The 22,163-nt window shown below is 63.8% G+C and carries 16 protein-coding genes; 10 read left to right on the top strand and 6 right to left on the bottom strand.

Going from position 1 to position 22,163, the window contains the following annotated elements:
* Nucleotides 1-21: 21 nt before the first annotated feature.
* On the bottom strand, nucleotides 22-1,395 hold the full coding sequence (locus tag V3C33_15630) for an 8-oxoguanine deaminase (GenBank protein XAS66889.1): 1,374 nt from the start codon (nucleotides 1,393-1,395) through the stop codon (nucleotides 22-24).
* Nucleotides 1,396-1,784: 389 nt separating this feature from the next.
* Between V3C33_15630 and V3C33_15625 the strand changes: the two genes are divergently transcribed.
* From V3C33_15625 to V3C33_15605, 5 genes are all read left to right on the top strand, one after another.
* A complete protein-coding gene (locus tag V3C33_15625; GenBank protein ID XAS66888.1) occupies nucleotides 1,785-2,279 on the top strand; it encodes a nucleoside deaminase in 495 nt (164 codons plus the stop codon).
* A 14-nt stretch (nucleotides 2,280-2,293) separates the two neighbouring features.
* Nucleotides 2,294-3,820 (top strand): NCS2 family permease, encoded by a 1,527-nt coding sequence (locus tag V3C33_15620; GenBank protein XAS66887.1) that lies wholly within the window; start codon nucleotides 2,294-2,296, stop codon nucleotides 3,818-3,820.
* A 340-nt stretch (nucleotides 3,821-4,160) separates the two neighbouring features.
* Nucleotides 4,161-5,489 (top strand): XdhC family protein, encoded by a 1,329-nt coding sequence (locus tag V3C33_15615; protein XAS66886.1) that lies wholly within the window; start codon nucleotides 4,161-4,163, stop codon nucleotides 5,487-5,489.
* Nucleotides 5,480-6,424 (top strand): FAD binding domain-containing protein, encoded by a 945-nt coding sequence (locus V3C33_15610; GenBank protein ID XAS66885.1) that lies wholly within the window; start codon nucleotides 5,480-5,482, stop codon nucleotides 6,422-6,424. The genes V3C33_15615 and V3C33_15610 overlap by 10 nt, the downstream gene beginning before the upstream one ends.
* Before the next feature lie 2 nt (nucleotides 6,425-6,426).
* Nucleotides 6,427-9,291, top strand: coding sequence for a molybdopterin cofactor-binding domain-containing protein (locus V3C33_15605; protein XAS66884.1), 2,865 nt, complete (start codon nucleotides 6,427-6,429; stop codon nucleotides 9,289-9,291).
* Nucleotides 9,292-9,887: 596 nt separating this feature from the next.
* On the opposite strand, the gene V3C33_15600 is transcribed toward V3C33_15605, so the two are convergent.
* Nucleotides 9,888-10,514 (bottom strand): nucleotidyltransferase family protein, encoded by a 627-nt coding sequence (locus tag V3C33_15600; GenBank protein ID XAS66883.1) that lies wholly within the window; start codon nucleotides 10,512-10,514, stop codon nucleotides 9,888-9,890.
* 169 nt (nucleotides 10,515-10,683) lie between these two features.
* Between V3C33_15600 and V3C33_15595 the strand changes: the two genes are divergently transcribed.
* Nucleotides 10,684-10,884 carry a YegP family protein gene (locus tag V3C33_15595; protein XAS66882.1) on the top strand — a complete coding sequence of 67 codons (201 nt, stop codon included), beginning with the start codon at nucleotides 10,684-10,686 and terminating at the stop codon, nucleotides 10,882-10,884.
* 90 nt (nucleotides 10,885-10,974) lie between these two features.
* Here V3C33_15595 and aceE read toward each other — a convergent pair whose 3' ends face one another.
* Nucleotides 10,975-13,716 (bottom strand): pyruvate dehydrogenase (acetyl-transferring), homodimeric type, encoded by a 2,742-nt coding sequence (gene aceE / locus V3C33_15590; GenBank protein XAS66881.1) that lies wholly within the window; start codon nucleotides 13,714-13,716, stop codon nucleotides 10,975-10,977.
* 282 nt (nucleotides 13,717-13,998) lie between these two features.
* Between aceE and V3C33_15585 the strand changes: the two genes are divergently transcribed.
* Genes V3C33_15585 through V3C33_15575 form a run of 3 tightly spaced genes read left to right on the top strand, consistent with a single transcriptional unit; the run spans nucleotide 13,999 to nucleotide 17,134 of the window.
* Nucleotides 13,999-15,567 carry an NCS1 family nucleobase:cation symporter-1 gene (locus tag V3C33_15585; GenBank protein ID XAS66880.1) on the top strand — a complete coding sequence of 523 codons (1,569 nt, stop codon included), beginning with the start codon at nucleotides 13,999-14,001 and terminating at the stop codon, nucleotides 15,565-15,567.
* 30 nt (nucleotides 15,568-15,597) lie between these two features.
* Nucleotides 15,598-16,341, top strand: a complete 744-nt coding sequence (locus tag V3C33_15580; GenBank protein ID XAS66879.1) for an aspartate/glutamate racemase family protein — start codon at nucleotides 15,598-15,600, stop codon at nucleotides 16,339-16,341.
* 31 nt (nucleotides 16,342-16,372) lie between these two features.
* A complete protein-coding gene (locus V3C33_15575; GenBank protein XAS66878.1) occupies nucleotides 16,373-17,134 on the top strand; it encodes an SDR family oxidoreductase in 762 nt (253 codons plus the stop codon).
* Here the strand turns inward: V3C33_15575 and V3C33_15570 are convergent.
* The 3 genes from V3C33_15570 to V3C33_15560 form a co-directional block, all read right to left on the bottom strand.
* Complete coding sequence (locus V3C33_15570) at nucleotides 17,131-18,042, bottom strand: glutaminase (GenBank protein ID XAS66877.1); 912 nt, start codon at nucleotides 18,040-18,042, stop codon at nucleotides 17,131-17,133. The two genes, V3C33_15575 and V3C33_15570, sit on opposite strands and share 4 nt — an antisense overlap.
* 123 nt (nucleotides 18,043-18,165) lie before the next feature.
* Nucleotides 18,166-19,107 (bottom strand): helix-turn-helix domain-containing protein, encoded by a 942-nt coding sequence (locus V3C33_15565; GenBank protein ID XAS66876.1) that lies wholly within the window; start codon nucleotides 19,105-19,107, stop codon nucleotides 18,166-18,168.
* Nucleotides 19,108-19,181: 74 nt separating this feature from the next.
* Nucleotides 19,182-19,766: a hypothetical protein gene (locus V3C33_15560; GenBank protein XAS66875.1), complete on the bottom strand. Its 585-nt coding sequence runs from the start codon at nucleotides 19,764-19,766 to the stop codon at nucleotides 19,182-19,184.
* 711 nt (nucleotides 19,767-20,477) lie between these two features.
* Between V3C33_15560 and V3C33_15555 the strand changes: the two genes are divergently transcribed.
* Nucleotides 20,478-22,046, top strand: coding sequence for an amino acid permease (locus V3C33_15555; protein ID XAS66874.1), 1,569 nt, complete (start codon nucleotides 20,478-20,480; stop codon nucleotides 22,044-22,046).
* The last annotated feature ends 117 nt before the right edge of the window (nucleotides 22,047-22,163 follow it).

The following is a 22,163-nucleotide window of genomic DNA, read 5'->3' as shown; positions in this document are numbered from 1 at the left end:
CCGGGGCCACACTCATATCGTCTAGCCGCTGATCAGCTTCCGCGCGGCGGCCGAGTGCTCCGCGATGAGCCCGGCAACGTCGAGCCCCGGGATCTGGCCGTCCACCACACGCCACTGGCCGCCCACCATTACGCGGTCGGCCCGGTCCGCGGCGCACAGGAGCAGCGCCGCAACGGGATCGTGGCTGCCGGAGAACCGCAGCTCATCGAGCTTGAATAAGGCCAGGTCCGCCTGCATCCCCGGTGCCAGCTGGCCAAGATCAGGACGGCCCAGCACCGCAGCCGATCCGCGGGTAGCCCACCCCAGCGCCCGCTCCACCGGGACCTGCGCCCCGTAGCGCAGCCGCTGCAGGTACAGCGCCTGCCGCGCCTCGAGAATCATGTTGGAGGCGTCGTTCGACGCCGACCCGTCAACTCCCAGCCCCACGGGAACACCCGCGTCCTCCAGTTCCAGGACCCGCGCGGTGCCGGATGCCAGCCTCATGTTTGACGTGGGGCAATGCGCGACGGCGGTGCCCGCGGCACCCAGCCGGGCGATCTCGTCATCGCTGAAATGGATGCCGTGGCCCAGCCAGGTCCGGTCCGTCAGCCAGCCCACGCTCTCCAGGTAGTCCACCGTGCGCAGCCCGAACGTCTCGCGGCAAAAATCTTCCTCCTCCAGGGTTTCGGCGAGGTGGGTATGCAGCCGGACATCCAGACGCTCGGCCATCAAGGCGCTCTCGGCCATGATCTCCTTGGTTACGGAAAAGGGCGAGCACGGCGCCAGCGCGATCTGGATCCGGGCGCCGTCGCCACGCTCGTGGTACTCGTTGATCAGCCTTTCGCTGTCCGCAAGAATCACCTCAGGTGCCTGCACCGTTGACTGCGGCGGGAGGCCGCCGTCGTCCTCTCCCAACGTCATGGAGCCGCGGGTGAGGGTTGCGCGCATTCCCAGCCGGCGGACCGCCTCCACCTCGATGTCGACGGCGTTTTCCATTCCGTCCGGGAAGAGGTAGTGGTGATCCGCGGCCGTGGTGCAGCCGGAGAGCAGGAGTTCGGCCAGCGCCACGGTGGTGGCGAGCTCAAGATCGCGGGGCGTCAGCTGCGCCCAGACCGGGTACAGGTTTTGCAGCCAGGGGAACAGCGGAGCGTTGGCCACCGGGCCCCAGGCGCGGGTGAGCGTCTGGTAGAAGTGGTGATGCGTGTTGATCAGGCCGGGGAGCAGCACGTGATTGCCGGCGTCGAACGCCTCCTCACAGGGCTCGGAAGGCTGCTGCCCGGCGGCCAGGACCTCCACGATTCTGCCGCCGCTGACCACGATGCCGCCGGAGGCATCGAGGCCGTTCGCGGTGAAGGCAGCGAGCGGATTTTTGATCCAGAGCCTGGTTGCGGAGGGGTGCGGATGAGTGAGGGCCATGTCTGGTTCCTTGTCTGTGGTTCCGTAGATTTCCGGTGCCGAAGGTTCCAGCTCAGTGATGCCCTGTCTGCTGATCCAGGTGACCGGCCGCACAGCGACGGGTCGCCACCAGCGTAAAGTCGCCCCGGCCGGAGAGTCAACGCCCGCGGAATGTGACTATTCTGAAACCTAGATTTCACATCGCGAAATTAAATTTCCAGAAAACTATGGCGCACGCCACATCCCGGTGCTAGTCTCGATCTTGCCAAAGGCGGGCACCCGGGCCACGGGAAGCTATCTACCAGGCGCAACATATCCTTCACAGAACATGCTGAAGCCTGGTAACCGTCGCAACTGGTTCTTTTGGTCCCGCAACGGCGTACCGGCTTCCACAGCAAAGGAAGTCGCAAATGAGCACCATCGTCACGGCCGAAGCATTTCTGGCCAGATCCATCCAGTTGGCAACTGCCAACGTCCTGAACAGCGGCGGGCCGTTCGGCGCCGTGATCGTCACTGCCGACGGTCAAACCTTCGACGGCGTCAACCGCGTCACCGCCACGAATGATCCCACCGCACACGCAGAGGTCACGGCCATCCGCCGGGCCTGCAGCGAACTCGGTACGTTCGATCTCAGTGGAGCCATCCTCTACACCAGCTGCGAGCCATGCCCCATGTGCCTGGCCTCCGCACTCTGGGCCCGCATTGAGCGCGTGGTTTTCGCCGCAGACCGCCACGACGCCGCCTCAGTGGGCTTCGATGACGCCGTCTTCTACGAGTTCTTCGAAAACGACAACCGGGCTGACCTGATGCCGGTAGCCAAGCTGGAACTGGGCGATCCCCAGGCGCCCGCACCGCTGGAACCGTTCAACACCTGGAACACGCTCGACTCCCGGATTGACTACTAGGGCCGGTGGCAGACATGACAATCATTGACGAGCAGCACGTCGGACCGGACAGCGGAGAGCCCCAGATCAAGCGGGGAAAGCGGTCGGTCCCGAATGCCAAACCTCCGGTAACCAACGCCTTCCTGGACCGCTTCTTCCAGATCACCCAACGCGGCTCCACCTTGGCCCGCGAATTCCGTGGCGGCCTGGTCACGTTCTTCACCATGGCCTACATCGTCATCCTCAATCCGCTGATCCTGGGCGGCTTCAGCGCGGACAAAGCCCCCACGGACGTCGCCGGCGGCTGGCTCAATGCCGCTCAGGTGGGCGCCGTGACCGGACTTACGGCCGGCGTGATGACCATCCTGTTCGGGCTCATCGCCAACCTTCCGTTCGGACTCGCGGCGGGGCTGGGTATCAACTCCTTCCTCGCCGTTGCCGTCATCCATGAAGTCACCTGGCCAGAAGCCATGGGCCTGGTGGTCATCAACGGCATCCTGATCGTCATCTTCGGTGCCACAGGGGCGCGGACTGCCATCTTCCGGGCCGTTCCCCGGGAACTGAAGGCCGCCATCACCGTGGGCATCGGCCTGTTCATCGCCTTCATCGGCTTTGTGGACTCCGGCTTTGTCCGCGCCACCAAGGGCGGTCCGCCGGTCCAGCTGGGCACGGACGGATCCATTACCTCGATCCCCACGCTGGTGTTTATTGTGGGTCTGCTTGCCATGGGCATCCTCGTGGCCCGCAAGATCCAGGGCGGGCTGCTGATCGGCATTGTGGCCACCACGCTGCTGGCCGCGGTCGTGGAGGCAGTACTGCACATCGGCCCCGGCAGCGAATCCAACCCCGGCGGCTGGCACCTGAACACGCCTGTGCTCTCCGGCCAGTTGGTGTCGGCGCCCGATCTGAGCCTGGTGGGGCAGTTCGATATGTTCGGAGCTTTCGGACGGATCGGCGCACTGGCCGCAACCATGCTGGTGTTCACCCTGGTGTTCACTAACTTCTTCGACGCCATGGGCACCATGACGGGCCTCGCCAAGAGCGCCGGCGTGGCGCACAAGGACGGTACGTTCCCGCGGTTGAAATCGGCCTTCATCGTTGAAGGCTTCGGGGCTATTGCGGGCGGTGCCACGTCGGGATCCTCCAACACGGTGTACATCGACTCCGCGGCCGGCATCGGCGAAGGCGCCCGCACCGGCCTGGCTTCGGTGGTTACGGGCCTGCTGTTCCTGGGTTCAATGTTCCTGACCCCGCTCACCAGCGTGGTTCCGCTGGAAGTGGCGGCCGCCGCACTGGTGGTGGTTGGCGCCATGATGATGGCACAGATCCGCGAGATCAAGTTCACCAAGTTCGCTGTGGCGCTCCCGGCATTCCTGACCATTGTCACCATGCCGCTGACCTATTCGATCGCCAACGGCATCGGCGTCGGCTTTGTGTCCTGGGCCATCATCGGTGCTGCTTCCGGGAAGGTGAAGAAGATCCATCCGCTCATGTGGGTGGTCACCGTTGGATTCATCATCTACTTCGCCCGGGGACCCATCAATTCCCTGATGGGCGTATAAAGACCGCGGTTCCGCAACCCTGGCCGCGCCGAATAGCGTCCGCCGGCGTCGCAGGCTCCTGATCAGCACTTCCTGATCAGAGAGACCGACGACGGCGGGCGGCGGCCAGGGGCCGGTTCCGCTTAGGACCGGGGCAGGAAGATGAAGCCTGCCCCGGTCCACCACACTGAAATCCAAATGATGCGGGCGCCACCCCGCTGGCCCTTCCCACTGCTCACTTTAGGAACGAGAATATGTGCACGACCGCACTCGGCTTCGGGCTGGAAGGCCGGCTGAAGAGTCAGCCGGACTGCCTGCCTGAAACCGCAGCCTGTGCCACGCGGGAAAAGGATGTGTTGCCATGCTAGACCTGATGCCTTCACTGAATGACTGGCCGCCGGCGGCTTCCGGGCAGCGGTGCGCCGTGGCCACCATCGTTTCCGCCACCGGCTCCGTGCCCCGTCCGCTGGGCACCTCCATGCTGGTGTCCGAGGCCGGCGAGGTGCTGGGTAGTCTGTCCGGCGGCTGTGTTGAGGGCGCCGTGGCGGGGGCCGCGCTGGAAGCCATGAACGACGGCGGCTCCCGCCTCGAGTCTTTCGGCTACAGCGCCGAGGACGCATTCGCCGTCGGGCTCAGCTGCGGAGGGGAGCTGGAAGTCCACATCCAGCCACTGGACTCGCGTTCAGGCGGCCTGCGGCTTGGCAGTTTGAAGCTGGCCGAGCTGCAGCATTTTTCCGGGCATGCCCCGGGTGGTGCGCTGGCGCTGATCCGGAGGGTGGACGCCCGCGGCGGAGGCGCCGTTGTGGTCCCCGATCCCGCCGCCTTTTCCGCGGCACATTCGCCCGAACTGGCTGCCCTGCTGGGGCTCAGCATCCGTCACGATGCTTCGGCAATGTTGGCGGCGGCAGCGCAAGTGGAACCGCTGCTGCGTGGCGGGCGGACGGGCCTGGTGCGGCTCGCTCCCGTGGAGGCGTGCGCCAGCTGGGTTTTTGGCATGGGTGTGCCAGATGCCGTAGCCCCGTCATCCATGCAGACGTCTGCAGAGCCCCTGACCCTCCTGGTGGAAAGCCGGCTTCCACCGGCCCGCATGCTGGTGTTCGGCGCGAACGACTTCGGCGCTGCGCTACTTCCCGCCGCAAAGTTGCTGGGCTACCACGTCACCATGTGCGATGCACGGCCTGCCTTTGCCGGACAGTCGCGGTTTGGCATTGCGGACGAAGTGGTCACCGATTGGCCGCACCGCTACCTGGCCGCCGAAGCCGCGGCCGGTCGTCTGGATGCCCGGTCCGTGGTGTGCGTCCTTACGCACGACCCCAAATCCGACATCCCCCTCCTGCAAACGGCCCTGGACCTGGAGCTCGCCTTCGTCGGCGCCGTGGGATCCCGGCGCAGCCACCGCCAGCGGATTGAAGCCCTGCTGGGGGAGGGTGTTGCGCCGGAGCAGCTGGCACGCCTGCATTCCCCGATTGGCCTGGACCTGGGAGCCGTGACACCCGCCGAAGTTGCTGTCTCCATTACGGCTGAGTTGATCGCCGCCCGCAACCCCGCCGTCGGCACTCCGGTCCGGACCGGCGTGCCACTGAAGGACGGAACCGGGCCCATCCACCGCTCCACGGGACGTAACCGCGCTGCCGAACACGCTGCAACGGCACACGGTGAAACAGCCCATCAGGAGATCGCATGGACATGAACACCATTGAGGCCGTTGTCCCCACCACGGACCCGGCCGAATGGCGTGACGGCGACGCCTGGCTCGCAGGAGGAACGGTCCTGTTCTCTTACGGCAGCTACGCCTTTGGCAAGGAGCCGCTGAGACGCCTGCTGGATCTGGGCTCAGCGGGCTGGCCTTCCATCACCGTGACCGCCGGGGGGATTGACCTCGCCGCCACCTGCACCGTCGCTGAACTGTATGCGCTCCCGGACGCCCACGCTGCCGCCGATTGGCCTGCCCTGGACCTCATCCGGCCGTGCTGCGATTCCTTCGTGGCGTCCTTCAAGGTCTGGAACATGTCCACAGTGGGCGGCAACCTGTGCACCTCGCTTCCGGCCGGGCCCATGATTTCCCTCAGCGCCGGATTGGACGGAGTTGCCACTGTACTGGGTCCCGGCGGCGCCAGCCGCGAACTCCCCGTGGCTGACTTCATCACCGGGGACGGGCAGAACGCCCTGGCACCCGGTGAGCTGCTGCGCAGTGTCCGCCTCCCGGCGTCGGCCCTTTCTTCACGGGTGGCGTTCCGCCGGCTGTCGCTGAGCAATCTGGGCAGGTCCGGGGTGCTGTTGATCGGAAGGCTCGACGCCGGCGGTTCCCTGACTCTCACCGTCACCGCGGCAACAAAGCGCCCCGTGCAGCTGCGCTTTGAGTCCCTTCCGGACACGCCCGCATTGTGCTCGGCGCTGGACTCTGCCATCCCGGACGAGCTGTACCACAACGACATCCACGGGCTCCCGGCCTGGCGGCGCGACATGACGTACCGGCTGGCCGAGGAAATCCGGGCCGAGCTGAGTGCCCCGGCCGGCTCCGCAGTCACAGAACCATCACACGTTTCCGGCGACTTCTGGCCGCCGGGTTCCTCACAGCAGCACAGGTCTTCATGGCAGGGTCTCCCGCCGCAGAAAGGGGCCTGAGCATGGCCATCGACATCAACGGCACCACCACCGAGGCCAAACCACGTCCGGGGCAATGCCTGCGCACGTTCCTGCGCGAACAGGGCAACTTCGGCGTCAAAAAGGGCTGCGACGGCGGCGACTGCGGTGCCTGCACGGTGCACGTGGACGGCACTCCGGTGCACAGCTGCATCTACCCGGCGGTTCGCGCCGAAGGCCACGCCGTCACCACCGTTGAAGGACTGGCCGACGGCGGAACGCTCCACCCGATGCAGCAGCAGTTCCTCGACCGCCAGGGTTTTCAGTGCGGTTTCTGCACTGCCGGCATGCTGATGACCGCTGCCACCTTCGACGATTCGCAGAAGGAAGACCTGGCCCGCAACCTCAAGGGCAATCTCTGCCGCTGCACCGGTTACCGGGCCATCGAGGACGCGGTGTGCGGGCACGCAGCGCAGGGTGATTCCAGCCACCCTGCACCGGCCGGCCCGGGCTCCGGAATCACCGGCGACGGGCAGCCCGATCCGCGGCCGGAACCGCGGCCGGGTCAGCTGGGCGACGACGTCCCGGCCCCGGCCGGCCGGGCGATTGTCACCGGTCAGGCGCGCTACACGCTGGATGTTCCTGAAGATCAGCTCACTGGGCTGCTGCACCTGAAGCTGCTGCGCTCACCGCACGCCCATGCCCGGGTGGTCGCCATCGATCCGGCGGCTGCTCTGCGGGTTCCCGGCGTGGTGGCGGTCTTCACCCACGAGGACGCACCTGCGCAGCTGTTTTCCACTGCCCAGCATGAGCTCTACACCGACGATCCGGACGATACCCGGGTGCTGGACGATGTGGTGAGGTTCATCGGGCAGCGGGTTGCCGCCGTCGTCGCCGAATCGGTGAGCGCAGCGGAAGCCGGCGTCCGCGCCCTTGTTGTTCAGTACGAAGCGCTGGATGCCGTGTTCACTCCGCAGGACGCCATCCGTCCCGGAGCTCCCGCCCTTCACGGGGACAAAGATGCCGTTTTGGCCCGGCTTGCCCGCCCGGAACAGAACGTTGTGGCGGAGCTGCATTCCGAGCTGGGCAATGTGGCCGCCGGCTTCGCCGAATCCGACTTCATCCATGAGCAGACGTACCGCACCCAGCGTGTGCAGCATGTGGCTTTGGAGACGCATGCGGCCATCGCCTCAATTGACGACGACGGCCGGCTCCAGATCCGCACGTCCAGCCAGGTTCCGTTCCTGGTCCGCCGGACGCTATGCCGGGTCTTTGGGATGCCCAAGGACCGGGTGCACGTGGTGGCAGGCCGGGTTGGCGGCGGCTTCGGCGGCAAACAGGAGGTGCTTGCCGAGGACATCGTGGCGCTTGCCGCGATGAAACTGCGGCGTCCGGTGCAGCTGGAGTTTACCCGGACCGAACAGTTCACGGCCAGCACTACACGGCATCCGTTCACCATCCAGCTCAAGGCGGGTGCCAGCTGCGACGGCCGGTTGACCGCGCTGCAGCTGGACGTTCTCACCAACACCGGTGCCTACGGAAACCACGCGCCCGGTGTGATGTTCCATGGCTGCGGCGAATCCCTGGGTGTGTACAAGTGCGCCAACAAGAAGGTGGATGCCCAGGCCGTCTATACCAACACGGTGCCGTCGGGGGCTTTCCGCGGCTACGGGCTGAGCCAGATGATCTTTGCCATCGAGTCAGCCATCGATGAGCTGGCCACCGGAATCGGGATGGATCCCCTGGAGTTCCGCCGCCGCAACATGGTGCGCGAGGGCGATGACATGCTGTCCACGCACCCGGAGCCTGAGGAGGATGTGCTCCAAGGCAGCTACGGGCTGGACCAGTGCATGCGGCTCGTTGCAGATGCGCTCGAGCGGGGCCGTGAACGCTACCGCGCCGCCGGGCTGGATGATCTTGGTCCGGACTGGGTCGCCGGGGAGGGATCCGCGCTTTCCATGATCGACACCGTCCCGCCGCGCGGTCACTTTGCCCATTCGAAGCTCCGGCTCCTGCCGGACGGCACGTACGCGGCCGACGTCGGGACAGCCGAATTCGGCAACGGCACCACCACAGTGCACGCCCAGCTCGCGGCGACGGCGCTTTCCACTACCGCGGGGCGTGTTGCCGTCCGGCAGTCCGACACAGACCTGATTGAGCATGACACCGGTGCCTTCGGCTCGGCCGGCACGGTGGTGGCCGGCAAAGCTACGCTGGCGGCGGCCGAGGACCTTGCGGTGCGGATCCGCGGGTTCGCGGCGGGAATCCACCAGGTGGAGGCCTCCGGTTGCGTCCTCGAGGAGGACGCCGTGGTCTGCGAGGGAACCCGGGTGCCGCTCACGGAAATTTACGACGCCGCCAGCCAGGCCGGCGTCGAACTCGCCAGTGAAGGGCGCTGGGGCGGCACGCCGCGATCGGTCGCGTTCAACGTCCACGGCTTCCGCGTCGCCGTGAACACCGGCACGGGGGAGCTGCGGATTCTGCAGAGCGTGCAGGCGGCGGACGCCGGCGTGGTGGTGAATCCGCGGCAGTGCCGCGGGCAGATCGAGGGCGGGATTGCCCAGGCGCTGGGTGCCGCGCTGTATGAGGAGGTTGTTGTGGACGACGCCGGCCGGGTCACTACGGACATTCTGCGGCAGTACCACATCCCCTCCTTTGCGGACGTTCCGCGCAGCGAGGTGTACTTCGCGTCAACGAAAGACTCATTGGGGCCGCTGGGTGCAAAATCGATGAGCGAAAGCCCGTTCAACCCGGTGGCGCCGGCACTGGCCAACGCCATCCGGAACGCCACCGGTGTGAGGTTCGCCGAGCTGCCCATCGCACGGGACAAGATCTACCTTGGGCTGAAAGAGGCCGGGCTCGCCGCCGTCGCCGGTTTGCCAGTTTCGGCCGGAAACGGGCGCCTCTAAGCGGCCATAATTGGCGATTCGTCGGTGGACCAAGGGTAGCTGGGCAAACAACTATTCAGAAGGTGGGCGAGGGACACTAGCCCGTCGGCCGTATGTTGAGCTCAACCGGCTCTGCCTCGGAGGGGACTCCACACTGCTGGCTTCCGCCCACTCTGATCCATTGGAGAGTAACGTCCCGCTCCGCCAGAACCCGCCCCACCGCAGACCGTGCGCGCACGGTCACCCTCGTGGGGGAAGCCATAACCGTGCTGATGACCCAGGAGCGATCGTTGACTTGGGAAGCGAAATAGGGCATTCCTGCAGCCTTGGAAGTCTGGGGGCTCGTCGCGAATCCTTCAGGGTTGATCGATGCAACTATTGTGCGAAGCTCGGACGGAGCCCGCTTTGGCGAGGGGACTGAGCACACATCCTCAGCGCACAACTCCACGATGCTGACGTTGTCGGCCGCCCTGTCAGATTGACTTTGACAGAGTTGGCCGAGCCAATGTCTGGGCACACGCCAGGAGTTGAGCAACCCGCCAGCACTGCGCACATGAGTATCCCTCCGATGAGGTACACCAGCCGACGAGTCACAATCCATGATGGCACGCCCTGGTTCAGTATCCACAGGGGTCCTCCAGCAGGTGCAGTTGGTCCGGGGTGTCGATGTCCTCGCCCGCGGTAAGGTCACTGCAGTCCACCAAGTCAATCAACCCGGGGTGGGACTGCAGGAAACTGCGGGCACCGGCGTCTCCCGACGCTGATTCCGCCGCCTGCGCCCGCAGCGTGGCGTCCAGCAGGAGCGGGTGACCGCGCTTGAGATTCCCGCTGGTGTCCCGGTAGGCGGCTGCGGTGACACGGCTGGGTCTGTGACGCTCCAGGAGCCTGGCCACGGTTTCCGGAGTGAGCGCCGGCTGGTCCACGAGCGCCACCAGGACGTGGTCTCCGGGCGCAGCCGCGGCGATGCCCATTTTGAACGAGCCTCCCATACCCGCGGCCCAATCCGGGTTTTCCACCACGGCGAACCGCCGGAGATCGGTGGTATTGCGGACCTTGGCCGCTTCCGCACCGAGCACAATCACCACCTCGCGGCAGCCGCCGTCGAGCAGTACTTCCGCAAGTACCTCCACCAACGTCCGGTTGCGGAAGGGCAGCAGCGCCTTCGGCCCGAGCCCCAGGCGGGTGCCCGCGCCGGCAGCCAGCAGGACGGCGCTGGCTCTGCCGTGGGCAGCGGTAACTGTCATGTTCACACCTTAAGGTCGTGCCGGTTCCGGTCACATACGGGCCGGACAAGCTACCGGTTGGTAGATCTTTTGAGCGGTCGGTTTGGCCGGTAATGTCTTATGGAAATGATGGAAACCGGGGGTCATCAGCTGTGGTGCAAAGGTGCGCCATCAGCGGAAAGCAGGTCCCATGGCTGGTACATTCGAGGTTCTGAGCGACGGAACGGGATCGTTCCGGTTTCACCTTAAGGCAGACGACGGAACCACGGTGGCAGTGTCACCCCGGTTCCCGAACATCAAGGCGGTAGTGGCCGGGATTACCGCGGTGCGGGAAAATGCAGCGACAGGGCTCGTCGTAGACCACAGGTCCACGCCATTCCCTTCAACCTGATGCACGTCCCCGCACGGTCCACACAGCACGACGGCGGCCCCTGCCTTTCGGTGGGGGCCGCCGTCGCGGTCGCTGGAACTGGCTGCGGGATTAGGAGTCCCCGCCCGCTCCTCCCGTGGTGCCGGCGTTGACGTCCAGGAGCTTGTAGCGGTCCATCGCGTAGGAGGGCACGCCGCCGTCCACCTCTCCTCTCGAGGCGAGCAGCTGCAGCGTCTTCACCACGATCGAGTGGATGTCGTTCTTGAAGAAGCGGCGGGCCGCGGCGCGGGTGTCGGAGAAGCCAAAGCCGTCTGCACCGAGCGACGCGAACTGGTGCGGCAGGAACTGGCGGATCTGGTCCGGGACGGCCTTCATGTAGTCCGAGACGGCCACAATGGGGCCCGCCGAATCCGCCAGCTGCCGGGCCACAAACGGGACCCTGGCGGGCTGCCCGGGGTTCAGGAACGCTTCCTCTTCCGCGGCGAGGCCGTCCCGGCGGAGTTCGTTCCAGGACGTGACGGACCAGACGTCTGCGGAGACACCCCAGTCCTCGGCCAGGATCCGCTGGGCTTCCAGGGCCCAGGGAACCGAGACACCGGACGCCAGGATCTGCGTGCGGGGGCCGTCGATCTTCGCTGGTGCCAGAAGATAGATGCCCTTGAGGACGCCCTCGACGTCGAGGTCCTCAGGCTCGGCGGGCTGGCTGATGGGCTCGTTGTACACGGTGATGTAGTACATCAGGTTCCGGTCCGCGGAGTCCGGGCCGTACATGCGTTCGATGCCGTCGCGCATGATGTGGCCCATTTCGTACCCGTAGGCGGGGTCGTAGGTGACCACTGCCGGGTTCGTGGAGGCGAGCAGGGGGGAGTGGCCGTCGGCGTGCTGGAGTCCTTCGCCGGTGAGGGTGGTCCGTCCTGCGGTGGCGCCGATGATGAAGCCGCGGGTCATCTGGTCCCCGGCGGCCCAGAAGGCGTCGCCGGTGCGCTGGAAGCCGAACATGGAGTAGAACACGTAGACCGGGATGAGCGGTACGCCGTGGGTGGCGTAGGCGGTGCCGGCGGCGGTGAAGGCTGCCACGGCGCCGGCTTCGTTGATGCCCGGGTGGATGAGCTGGCCCTGCGCGGATTCCTTGTAGGCCAGGACCAGGTCCCGGTCCACGGAGAGGTAGTTCTGGCCCTTGGGGTTGTAGATCTTCGCTGTGGGGAAGAATGCGTCCATCCCGAAGGTGCGGGCCTCATCCGGGATGATCGGCACGATCCGGTGGCCGAACTCCTTGTCCCGCATCAGGTCCTTGAGGAGCCGGACGAACGCCATGGTGGTGGCTGCCTGCTGCTTGCCGGTCCCGCGTTTGGCGACGTCGTAGGTTTTGGCCTCGGGCAAGGTGATGGGGGCGTGGTTGGAGCGGCGTTCCGGCACAGCCCCGCCCAGTGCGGCGCGGCGTTCCATCATGTACTGGATTTCCGGAGCATCCGTGCCCGGGTGGAAGTACGGCGGCTGGTACGGATCTGCCTCGAGCTGTTCATCCGTGACAGGGATGCGCAGGTGGTCCCTGAAGTCCTTGAGGTCCTCCAGGGTGAGTTTTTTCATCTGGTGGGTGGCGTTGCGGCCTTCGAAGTGGGGTCCGAGTCCGTAGCCCTTGACGGTTTTGGTGAGAATGACGGTGGGTTTGCCGGTGAATTCGGTGGCGGCCTTGTACGCGGCGTAGACCTTGCGGTAGTCGTGGCCGCCGCGTTTGAGCTGCCAGATCTCGTCATCGGAGAGGTCCGCGACCATCTCTTTGGTCTGCGGGGTCTTGCCGAAGAAGTGTTCGCGGACGAACCCGCCGGATTCGGCCTTGTACGTCTGGTAGTCGCCGTCGAGGGTTTCGTTCATGATCTGCACCAGGGACCCGTCGGGGTCCTTGGCGAGGAGCTCATCCCATTCCCGGCCCCAGACGACCTTGATGACGTTCCAGCCCGCACCGCGGAAGAACGCCTCGAGTTCCTGCATGATCTTGCCGTTGCCGCGGACGGGTCCGTCCAGGCGCTGGAGGTTGCAGTTGATGACGAAATTCAGGTTGTCCAGGTTCTCGTTCGCGGCGAGCTGGAGCAGGCCGCGGGACTCGGGCTCGTCCATTTCGCCGTCGCCCAGGAACGCCCAGACCTGCTGGTCCGCGGTGTCCTTGAGGCCGCGGTTGTGCAGGTAGCGGTTGGACTGCGCCTGGTAGATCGCGTTCATCGGGCCGATGCCCATGGAGACGGTGGGGAACTCCCAGAACTCCGGCATCAGCCGCGGGTGCGGGTACGAGGACAGCGCATGGCCCTCACGGGATTTCTCCTGCCGGAACCCGTCCAGGTCCTCCTCGCTGAGGCGCCCTTCCATGAACGCGCGGGCGTACATGCCGGGGGAAGCGTGGCCCTGGAAGAAGACCTGGTCCCCGCCGCCGGCATGGTCCTTGCCGCGGAAGAAGTGGTTGAAACCGACCTCATACAGGGTCGCGGCACCGGCATACGTGGAAATATGCCCGCCCACCCCGATGTTCGGGCGCTGTGAACGGTGCACCATCACGGCCGCGTTCCAGCGCATATACGCCCGGTAACGGCGCTCGAACTCCTCGTTGCCGGGGAATTCGGCTTCCTGGTCCGCCGGGATGGTGTTCACATAGTCCGTGGTGGTGACCATCGGGACTCCGACGCTCTGGGCGCCCGCACGCTGCAGGAGACTGCGCATGATGTATTGGGCACGCTCGGTGCCCTGTTCCCTGATCAGCGTGTCCAGGGACTCAACCCACTCGGCGGTCTCTTCCGGATCACGATCAGGCAGCTGGTTAGTCAACCCGCTGAGGATATGGGAGGTATCTTCTCCTGCAGCCACGTCAGCCTCGTTTCATCTTTGAATGCATGGGCCAGTTGTTTTCATATTGTGAGAAAACATTCTTGCCATTCGAGATTAGCTAGCCAGCTGGGGAGCGTCAAGACGGGCAGGCGGCCGCCTCCAGGCGATCACCCTCAGGGGAGTAATTGATCGATTGTGACTGCCCGTAACCCGGCACCCTTGACCGCAACGTGAGCTGGGTCATACAGTAGTTCCACTATTCAAAATCTAGATTCCGCGATACGGAAACTATTGTGGAATCTTCAAGAACTGGAGAACCAGATGCAGACGACTTCATCAGTCGGCGTCGAAACGGATCCCGAACTGACAACGCTGTCAGGCACTTCCACCCATCCTTCTGTGGGTGTGGACGCACTTTGTGATTCAGCCACCGCCGTCTCAGACCTCACCATCAGCCCAAGCCTCTACAACATCGATCTTGCCCCCACCAAACGTGAAGGGCGCCGGTGGACGGGCTACAGCATCTTCACCCTTTGGGCCAACGACGTCCACAGCCTCGGTAACTATGCCTTCGCCATCGGCCTGTTCGCCCTTGGCTTGGGAGGCTGGCAGATTCTCCTCGCCCTGGGCATCGGAGCCGTGCTGTTGTTCACCCTCCTGAACTTTTCCGGCTTTATGGGTGTCAAGACCGGCGTTCCGTTCCCGGTCATGAGCCGTATCAGCTTCGGTATCCGCGGCGCCCAGATCGCCAGCCTCCTTCGCGGTGCTGTAGCCGTGGCCTGGTTCGGAATCCAGACCTACCTTGCATCGGTGGTCCTCCGGGTGATGCTCGTTGCCATGGTTCCCTCGCTCAAGGAGCTGGACAGCAATTCCATCCTGGGCCTCTCCACGCTGGGCTGGTTAGCGTTTGTGGTGCTGTGGATCATCCAGCTGGTGATCGTCAGCTTCGGCATGGAAATGATCCGTAAGTACGAGGCATTCGCCGGACCCATCATTCTGGTGACTATGGCTACGATCGCCATCTGGATTTTCGCAGAAGCCGGCGGCTCCATTGCGTGGTCATCCAATAATGCCCTTGAGGGCGGCGACATGTGGCGGACCATCTTTGCCGGCGGCGCCCTGTGGGTCTCCATCTACGGAACCTTCGTCCTGAACTTCTGCGACTTCACCCGCTCAGCGGCTTCCAAGAAGTCCGTGGTCCGCGGCAACTTCTGGGGCATCCCCATCAACATGCTCGTCTTCGGCGCCATCGTTGTGGTCATGGCAGGCGGCCAGTTCAAGATCAGCGGCAAGATCATCCAGAGCCCCTCGGACATTGTCCAGACCATTCCGAACACGCTGTTCCTGGTGCTGGCCTGCCTGGCACTGTTGATCCTGACCATCGCCGTGAACCTGATGGCCAACTTCGTCGCCCCCGTCTATGCCCTGACGAACCTTTTCCCCAAGCACCTGAACTTCCGCAAGGCTGCCTGGGTCAGCGGCACCATCGGCCTGGTGATCCTGCCGTGGAACCTCTACAACAACCCGCTCGTCATTGTGTACTTCCTCGGCGGGTTGGGCGCACTGCTTGGACCCCTGTTCGGCATCGTTATGGCCGATTACTGGCTGCTTCGCCGCGGCAAGGTCAACGTGCCGGAGCTCTACACGGACGATCCGTCCGGGGCTTATTTCTACAGGAAGGGCGTCAATCCCAAGGCGATCACGGCACTGATACCGGCCGCGGCCGTCGCGCTGCTCATTGCCTTTGTGCCGGCCTTCGAGGCAGCCGCTCCGTTCGCCTGGTTCTTCGCAGCCGGCATCGCGGCAGTGATCTATTTTGTGGTCGCGGACCGCAAGCAGCACTTCGACGACGTCGACGGCGAGGCCATCGCCATCGCCAGCACCCACTGACCCGGCCCGGCCAAAAAGGAGTCAACGACCATGCGCATTCTTGTCGCCAATGTGAACACCACCCAGTCCATGACCGATTCCATCGCCGCCTCGGCCCGCAGCGTAGCGGCGCCAGGCACGGAGATCATTGGACTCACTCCCCGCTTCGGCGCCGATTCCTGCGAGGGAAACTTCGAAAGCTACCTCGCCGCGATCGCCGTAATGGACAAGGTCATGTCCTACCCGGAGCCGTTCGATGCAGTCATCCAGGCCGGTTACGGCGAGCACGGCCGCGAAGGGCTGCAGGAGCTGCTGGACGTTCCGGTGGTGGACATCACCGAGGCAGCCGCGAGCACCGCCATGTTCCTGGGCCATAAGTACTCCGTGATCACTACCCTTGACCGCGCCGTCCCGCTGATCGAGGACCGGCTGAAGCTGGCGGGACTGGACGCGCGCTGTGCGTCGGTCCGTGCCAGCGGCATGGCTGTCCTGGAACTCGAGGAAGAGCCAGAGCGGGCTGTCGCGGCCATCATCGAGCAGGCGCTTCTGGCCGTCCGGGACGACAAGGCCGAGGTCATTGTGCTGGGCTGCGGCGGCATGGCCGGGCTCGATGAACAGATCCGACTGCGTGCCGGCGTGCCTGTTGTTGACGGCGTTGCCGCTGCTGTCACCATCGCAGAATCACTGGTCCGGCTGGGGTTGTCCACCTCCAAAGTGCGGACCTATGCCACCCCGAGGCCCAAGACCGTCATAGGCTGGCCGATAGCGGCAGCGGACGTTCCCGCCGCGAGCTGAGCTGCCGCATATGAACCCCAAGGAGTAACGCATGGCCACACCCCCACCGCACGGAAGGGTGGCCGTTGTCACCGGAGCCGGTTCGGGCATCGGCCGGGCAGTTGCCCGACTGATGCTCACGGACGGATATCGGGTGGCGCTTGCCGGCCGCCGCGAAGCGCAGCTGCTCGAAACAGCGGACGGTCACCCGGACGCGCTTGCGGTGCCGTGCGACGTAACCAGGTCCGACGACGTCGAACGGCTCTTCACCGCCGCGCTCCAGCGCTGGGGGCGAGTGGACGTGCTGTTCAATAATGCGGGGGTGTTCGGCCCGGCTGCTTCGGTGGATGAGATCAGTGTCCAGGACTGGAACGCCACGGTGGCGGTCAATCTGACGGGATCCATGCTGTGTGCCGCCGCCGCGGTCCGGGCCATGAAAGCCCAGTCACCGCAGGGCGGCCGGATCATCAACAACGGTTCCATCGCGGCTCATTCCCCGCGCCCACGGACTGTGGCGTACACGGTCACCAAGCACGCCATGACGGGCCTGACTAAGAGCATCGAGCTGGATGGCCGGGGGTTCGGCATCACGTGCGGCCAGATCGATATCGGCAACACGGCCACGGAGCTGATGGACACCATCGGCGCGGGTTCCGGCGCGCTCCAGGCCGACGGCAGCCGGCGCGTTGAGCCAACGTTTCCGGTGGTCGATGCTGCACGGGCGGTGCTGCTGATGGCAGGAATGCCTGCTTCGGCCAGCGTCGGTTCTGTGGTGATGACGGCCGCCGGCATGCCCTTTATCGGCCGCGGCTAGAAGATGGACCAGCCTGTGCGGCTCGTGAATTCGTCGAGTGCAGCAACACCAGCGAGCGAGTTGCCGGAACGTCCCAATCCCGGGCTCCAGACGCAGATGGTGCAATTGTTGGGCACCACGGCAACGATTCCGCCACCTACGCCGCTCTTCCCTGGGAGCCCCACCCGGTAAGCGAATTCGCCCGCGGCGTCATAGGTGCCGCACGTGAGCATCACAGCATTGATTCTCTTGGTCTGGGGCGGGGACAACAGGGGCGTACCGTCACTCCGCAGTCCGTTGGTGGCCAGAAACCTGCTGGCAAGGGCCAGATCGGTGCAGCTCATGGCCAGTGCACACTGGTTAATGTAGGCGTCGAGGACAGAGTCCACAGGATTTTCAAGATTGCCGTAGCTGGCCAGAAAATGTGCCAACGAGGCGTTGCGGTGGCCATGCTGGGCCTCGGAAATGGCCACTTCGGCATCAGTATCGATGGAATCGTTGCCGCTTTCCTTCCGGAGCAGTTCGCGGACAGCTGATGGAGAGTTTGCCGAGATGCTCAGGAGCCTGTCCGTGACGACGATGGCGCCGGCGTTGATGAACGGGTTACGGGGAATTCCATCCTCCTGTTCCAACTGCACCAGTGAATTGAAGGGATTTCCGGAAGGCTCCCGGAATACACGTTTCCAGATGCTGTCACCGTCGCGGGCCAGCACCAGCGCAAGAGCGAAGACCTTGGAAATGCTCTGGATCGAGAACGGTACGTCCGCATCCCCAGATGAATAGACGTCCCCCGTGCCTGTTGCCAGGGAAATGCCGAATTGATCCCTTCTTACAGAGCCCAGGCTCGGAATATAGTCCGCCACGGCACCTTGTCCGATGAGGGGTTGGACAGAACCGACAATGTCGTCGAGGAGATTTTGGATATCCATGGGGTGGCGGCTCAGCTTCTTGGTATGGCGGTCAACGTCTGTTGAACAACGCTGTTCAATGGCGATCAGGAAATGCAAATGTCAGGAGGGAACTGCAGATTCGGCTGTCAGTGCAGGTGGCGGCTACTGGCGTCCCTGCGAGTGCGCCCAGAGTCGGATCTGTAGATGGGCCAGAAGCCGTTGGTCCCCGTCCTGAAGGTCGATTCCTGCGACGTCGCATGCCCGCCGGAGCCGGTAGTGGACTGTGTTTCGGTGGATACCCAGTACTTCTCCACACCGGGTTACGTCGCCGAAAAAGTCAAGGTAGGTCAGCAGAGTGGTCGCAAATTCGGGGAATTGCCTGCACAGTTGCGTGATGCCTTCATGCCGCAGGCGTGTCTTCGATTCAAGCAGCTCAAGTAATTCATTGGTCAGAACGGTGGTCTCCACATCGCTGTAGGAGGCCACATGCAACGAAGGAGTGGCTGCAATAACCGTCAAAACACTGCGCACATGCTGAAGGGTCGTGTGCAGGAGGTCCAGCCGGCTCACGACCGGTCCGATGGCCGCCTGGATCTGGAAATTAAGATGCGTTCGGGCGTCCCGGACAATGACATTGATCAGGCGGTTTATGGCCGGCGGCGATTTCACCGGGTCGAGGTCCGGCAGAATAATGGCAATGTCCAGACCCGTGGCGCCCACCACGGAGCCGGGTCGATATGCTGCTGCATGAATTGACACCAAGTTGGCCAGCTCGCCCCGGCGCAGCTGCAGACCGGGAGCCGATTGATCCAGGCCCCCGCTGGATATCAGCACAAGTGCGGCAGGCTTGGACGGATCAATCCCCGCAGACTGAGCCTGGGAGTGGATCTGGGCCGTACCGCTGAGCAGGCTCGAGACACGGTCCCGACGCAACGATTGGGACTGCTCATTGCGGTGTCTTACCAACTCTGTGGCTGCATAGCGTGCCGCTCCCACCAGGATCCTGTCCGTGTTGGACGCAAGGCGCTCCGTCCCTTCCTGCAGCCAGATGTAACCGAGAACCCGGCTACCCGCGTGGATGCCGATTGCGACTCGCTCACGCAAGCCCTCCTGCGGGTTGGCCTCGATATGAATCGGGGCTTCAATCTCTCGCAGATGCTTATAGACACCGGAGTCCTTCAGCAGCTTCTGGTACCGTTCGGGGCCCCGCCTTGCCAAAATCGAGAGCCGGCGGAGCTCATCCACTTCATTGGACGCTGGCGAATATGCCAAAACCCTGTTGGCCGTGTCCTCGATGACATCGTCGCCGTGGTCTCGGCGATGGTGAAAAGGTCCCGATGAATGATCGTGGATGCGTCTGCGGCGGTGGATGGTTCACCGATGCGCTCCTTCGCAATGCTCTCAAACTGGTCCCAGCGCATGCTGGGTACAACAGCGATGAGGCCGATTCCTGTCGGGCGAAGAAGTTCTTGAACGGCTTCCAGCTCGGCTTCGGTCCCCTTGATCGCGATAGCAGTAGGGAAGTCCTGTATCAGCCTGGTAACTTTCGGCAGTGCCGCCCTGCCCCGTGAACCAATGAGCAAAACGAGCGCTCCATGCTGGACGTTTCCGTCGTCCTCGGCGTCGACGATGACTGTTTCGCGGACGTTCTCGTTATCCGGGGCGGGAGCGAGCAAAAGCTGACCGTTGTCCACACCAAGGTCTTCAAGTATGTCGCTGAGCATGGTGCCGACAACGCCCTCATCTGTTTTCTGAGGTCTCACCGCCGTGTTCGCTTCCTCTCACAATAGAAAATATCGAGCTCGGTCATCCGACCCTGGAATCGTGCATTTCAGGGTGGAGCAGAAATCAGCGCGTGGCCATGAACCGGCGAAGTCGCGACCCCGTTCGTGAGGCGCGAGGGCGCTCATAGCCATGAACATTACTCGCCCTACGCCGAACTGAAGTTGTCATCCGAGCACAACCACCTGCACGTGAAGTTGGCTGTCTGGACAGTTCATTCTCTCCGGCCGGGATCTACAGTTATTTTGGGTCTCTGCCACCCAGGACGCGCCATCCAGGCGTCATCCACAAGGGCAGACTGTCGACAAGTCTTGGAGCATGCAAACGCGTTGAGAAGTACCGGAGTCAAAGGAGACCCCAAAGAGTGATAGGCACACTGAACCCGGCACCCCCGGATCTCGTCACCGTGGTAATCGGTGGATTGTGAAATTAACAGATAGCTGCAAGAGCCCGCCCGGGAGATGTATTCCCTGACATAGTCCATGGCCGAACCGCCTGCCGGAGCGTCTCATACGCGCTGTCCGGATACCAGCACGGAAACAGGGTGCTGGATGGCGGGTACCACGTCGCCGCAGGGCAGGGTGCCCGCCAGCGGACAGGCATTTCAGGCCTGCTGCGCGGGTTCCTCGGCCCGTAGCTGATGCCGTTATGCAGGTCCTGGCGGGCATCCACAACCGAATTTTAGGAAGTTCATGATCACCAAAACCCCAACCGCAGGGCTTGACCCCGCCGATGCCCTGGAAAACACCAGGGAGCTTCTGGGAGACCGATCAGCCTCCGTACAGGATTTTTCGAGAGAAGAAGCGGGATACCACAAGACCCTCAAACCACGGCAGATCCAAATGATCGCTATCGGCGGCGCGATCGGAACCGGACTGTTTATGGGAGCCGGCGGACGCCTGAACGGTTCCGGACCGTCGCTGATCCTCGTTTACGCCGTCTGCGGCTTCTTTGCGTTCCTGATCCTGCGTGCCCTGGGCGAACTGGTCCTTCACCGCCCGTCGTCAGGCTCTTTCGTTTCCTACGCCCGGGAGTTCTACGGTGAGAAGATGGCCTACACCGCAGGCTGGCTGTATTTCCTGAACTGGGCCATGACCTCGATCGTGGACGTCACCGCGGTGGCGCTGTACGTCAAGTTCTGGGGCCAGTTCTGGGCGCCGATCCAGACCATCCCCCAATGGCTAATCGCTCTGCTCGCTCTTGTTGTTGTCTTGGGACTGAATCTGGTCTCCGTCAGGATCTTCGGAGAGATGGAGTTCTGGTTCGCACTGATCAAGGTGACGGCTTTGGCTGCCTTCCTCATCGTTGGCGTGTGCTTCATTCTCTTCGGCGGGAAAACCGACATCGGAGTCCCTGGGCTGGGCGTGATCCTGGACAACGGCGGGGCTTTCCCCACAGGTGCCGCGGCACCTCTTCTGGCAATCAGCGGTGTCGTCTTCGCCTACGCCGCCATTGAACTCGTCGGCACCGCAGCAGGTGAAACGGCCAATCCGGAGAAAGTCATGCCCAAGGCTGTCAACACTGTGGTCCTCCGGATTGCCGTCTTCTACATTGGTTCGGTACTGCTGCTGTCCCTGCTGTTGCCTTTCACGGCATACAAATCCGGCGAATCGCCCTTTGTCACGTTCTTTTCCCACCTTGGAGATTCCCATGCCGGGGCAATCTCCGCATCGGTAATGAATTTTGTCGTCCTCACCGCGGCCCTGTCGAGCCTGAATGCGGGTCTTTACTCCACTGGCCGGATTCTGAGGTCCATGGCGGTCAATGGTTCAGCACCGCAGTTCACTGCGAAGATGAGTAAATCCGGCGTCCCCTATGGCGGGATCCTGCTGACGGCGGTCATCACTCTTCTCGGCGTCGGACTGAACGCCCTTGTCCCGTCCCAGGTGTTTGAGATTGTGCTCGAAGTGTCCGCTGTTGGAATCATCGGAGGCTGGGCAACCATCATGCTCTGCCACATCAAGCTCCAGAAATGGGTCAGGCGCGGCCAGATTGAACGACCCTCTTTCCGCCTGTTCGGAGCGCCCTACACCTCATACCTCACTCTCGGCTTCCTCGCCTTTGTCCTGGTGACAATGGGCTTCTCAGAAACAGGACGCTGGGTCCTGGCATCCCTGCTGATCCTCGTCCCCGTGCTCATCCTCGGCTGGTTCGCCTGCCGGAAGCGGATTCTGGAAACCGCAGAGCCCCTGAGCGCAGACGCAGGGGAGCCCCGGTCATCGCAGAACGCCCCGGCGCTGACTCCCCAGCGCGCACGGTGACACAGTAAAACAACGTTCACACGTTGTCGCGTCGCCAGGGATAACAAACCTGCCGGCGCGCTCTCGGCGGGCAGCTGAAACAGCTGGCCGCCGAGAGCCACGATTTGTGTCCCGGCC

The organism is Micrococcaceae bacterium Sec5.7, from assembly GCA_039636785.1.
GTDB lineage: Bacteria > Actinomycetota > Actinomycetes > Actinomycetales > Micrococcaceae > Arthrobacter.
This window is presented reverse-complemented; position numbering and strand designations above follow the sequence as displayed.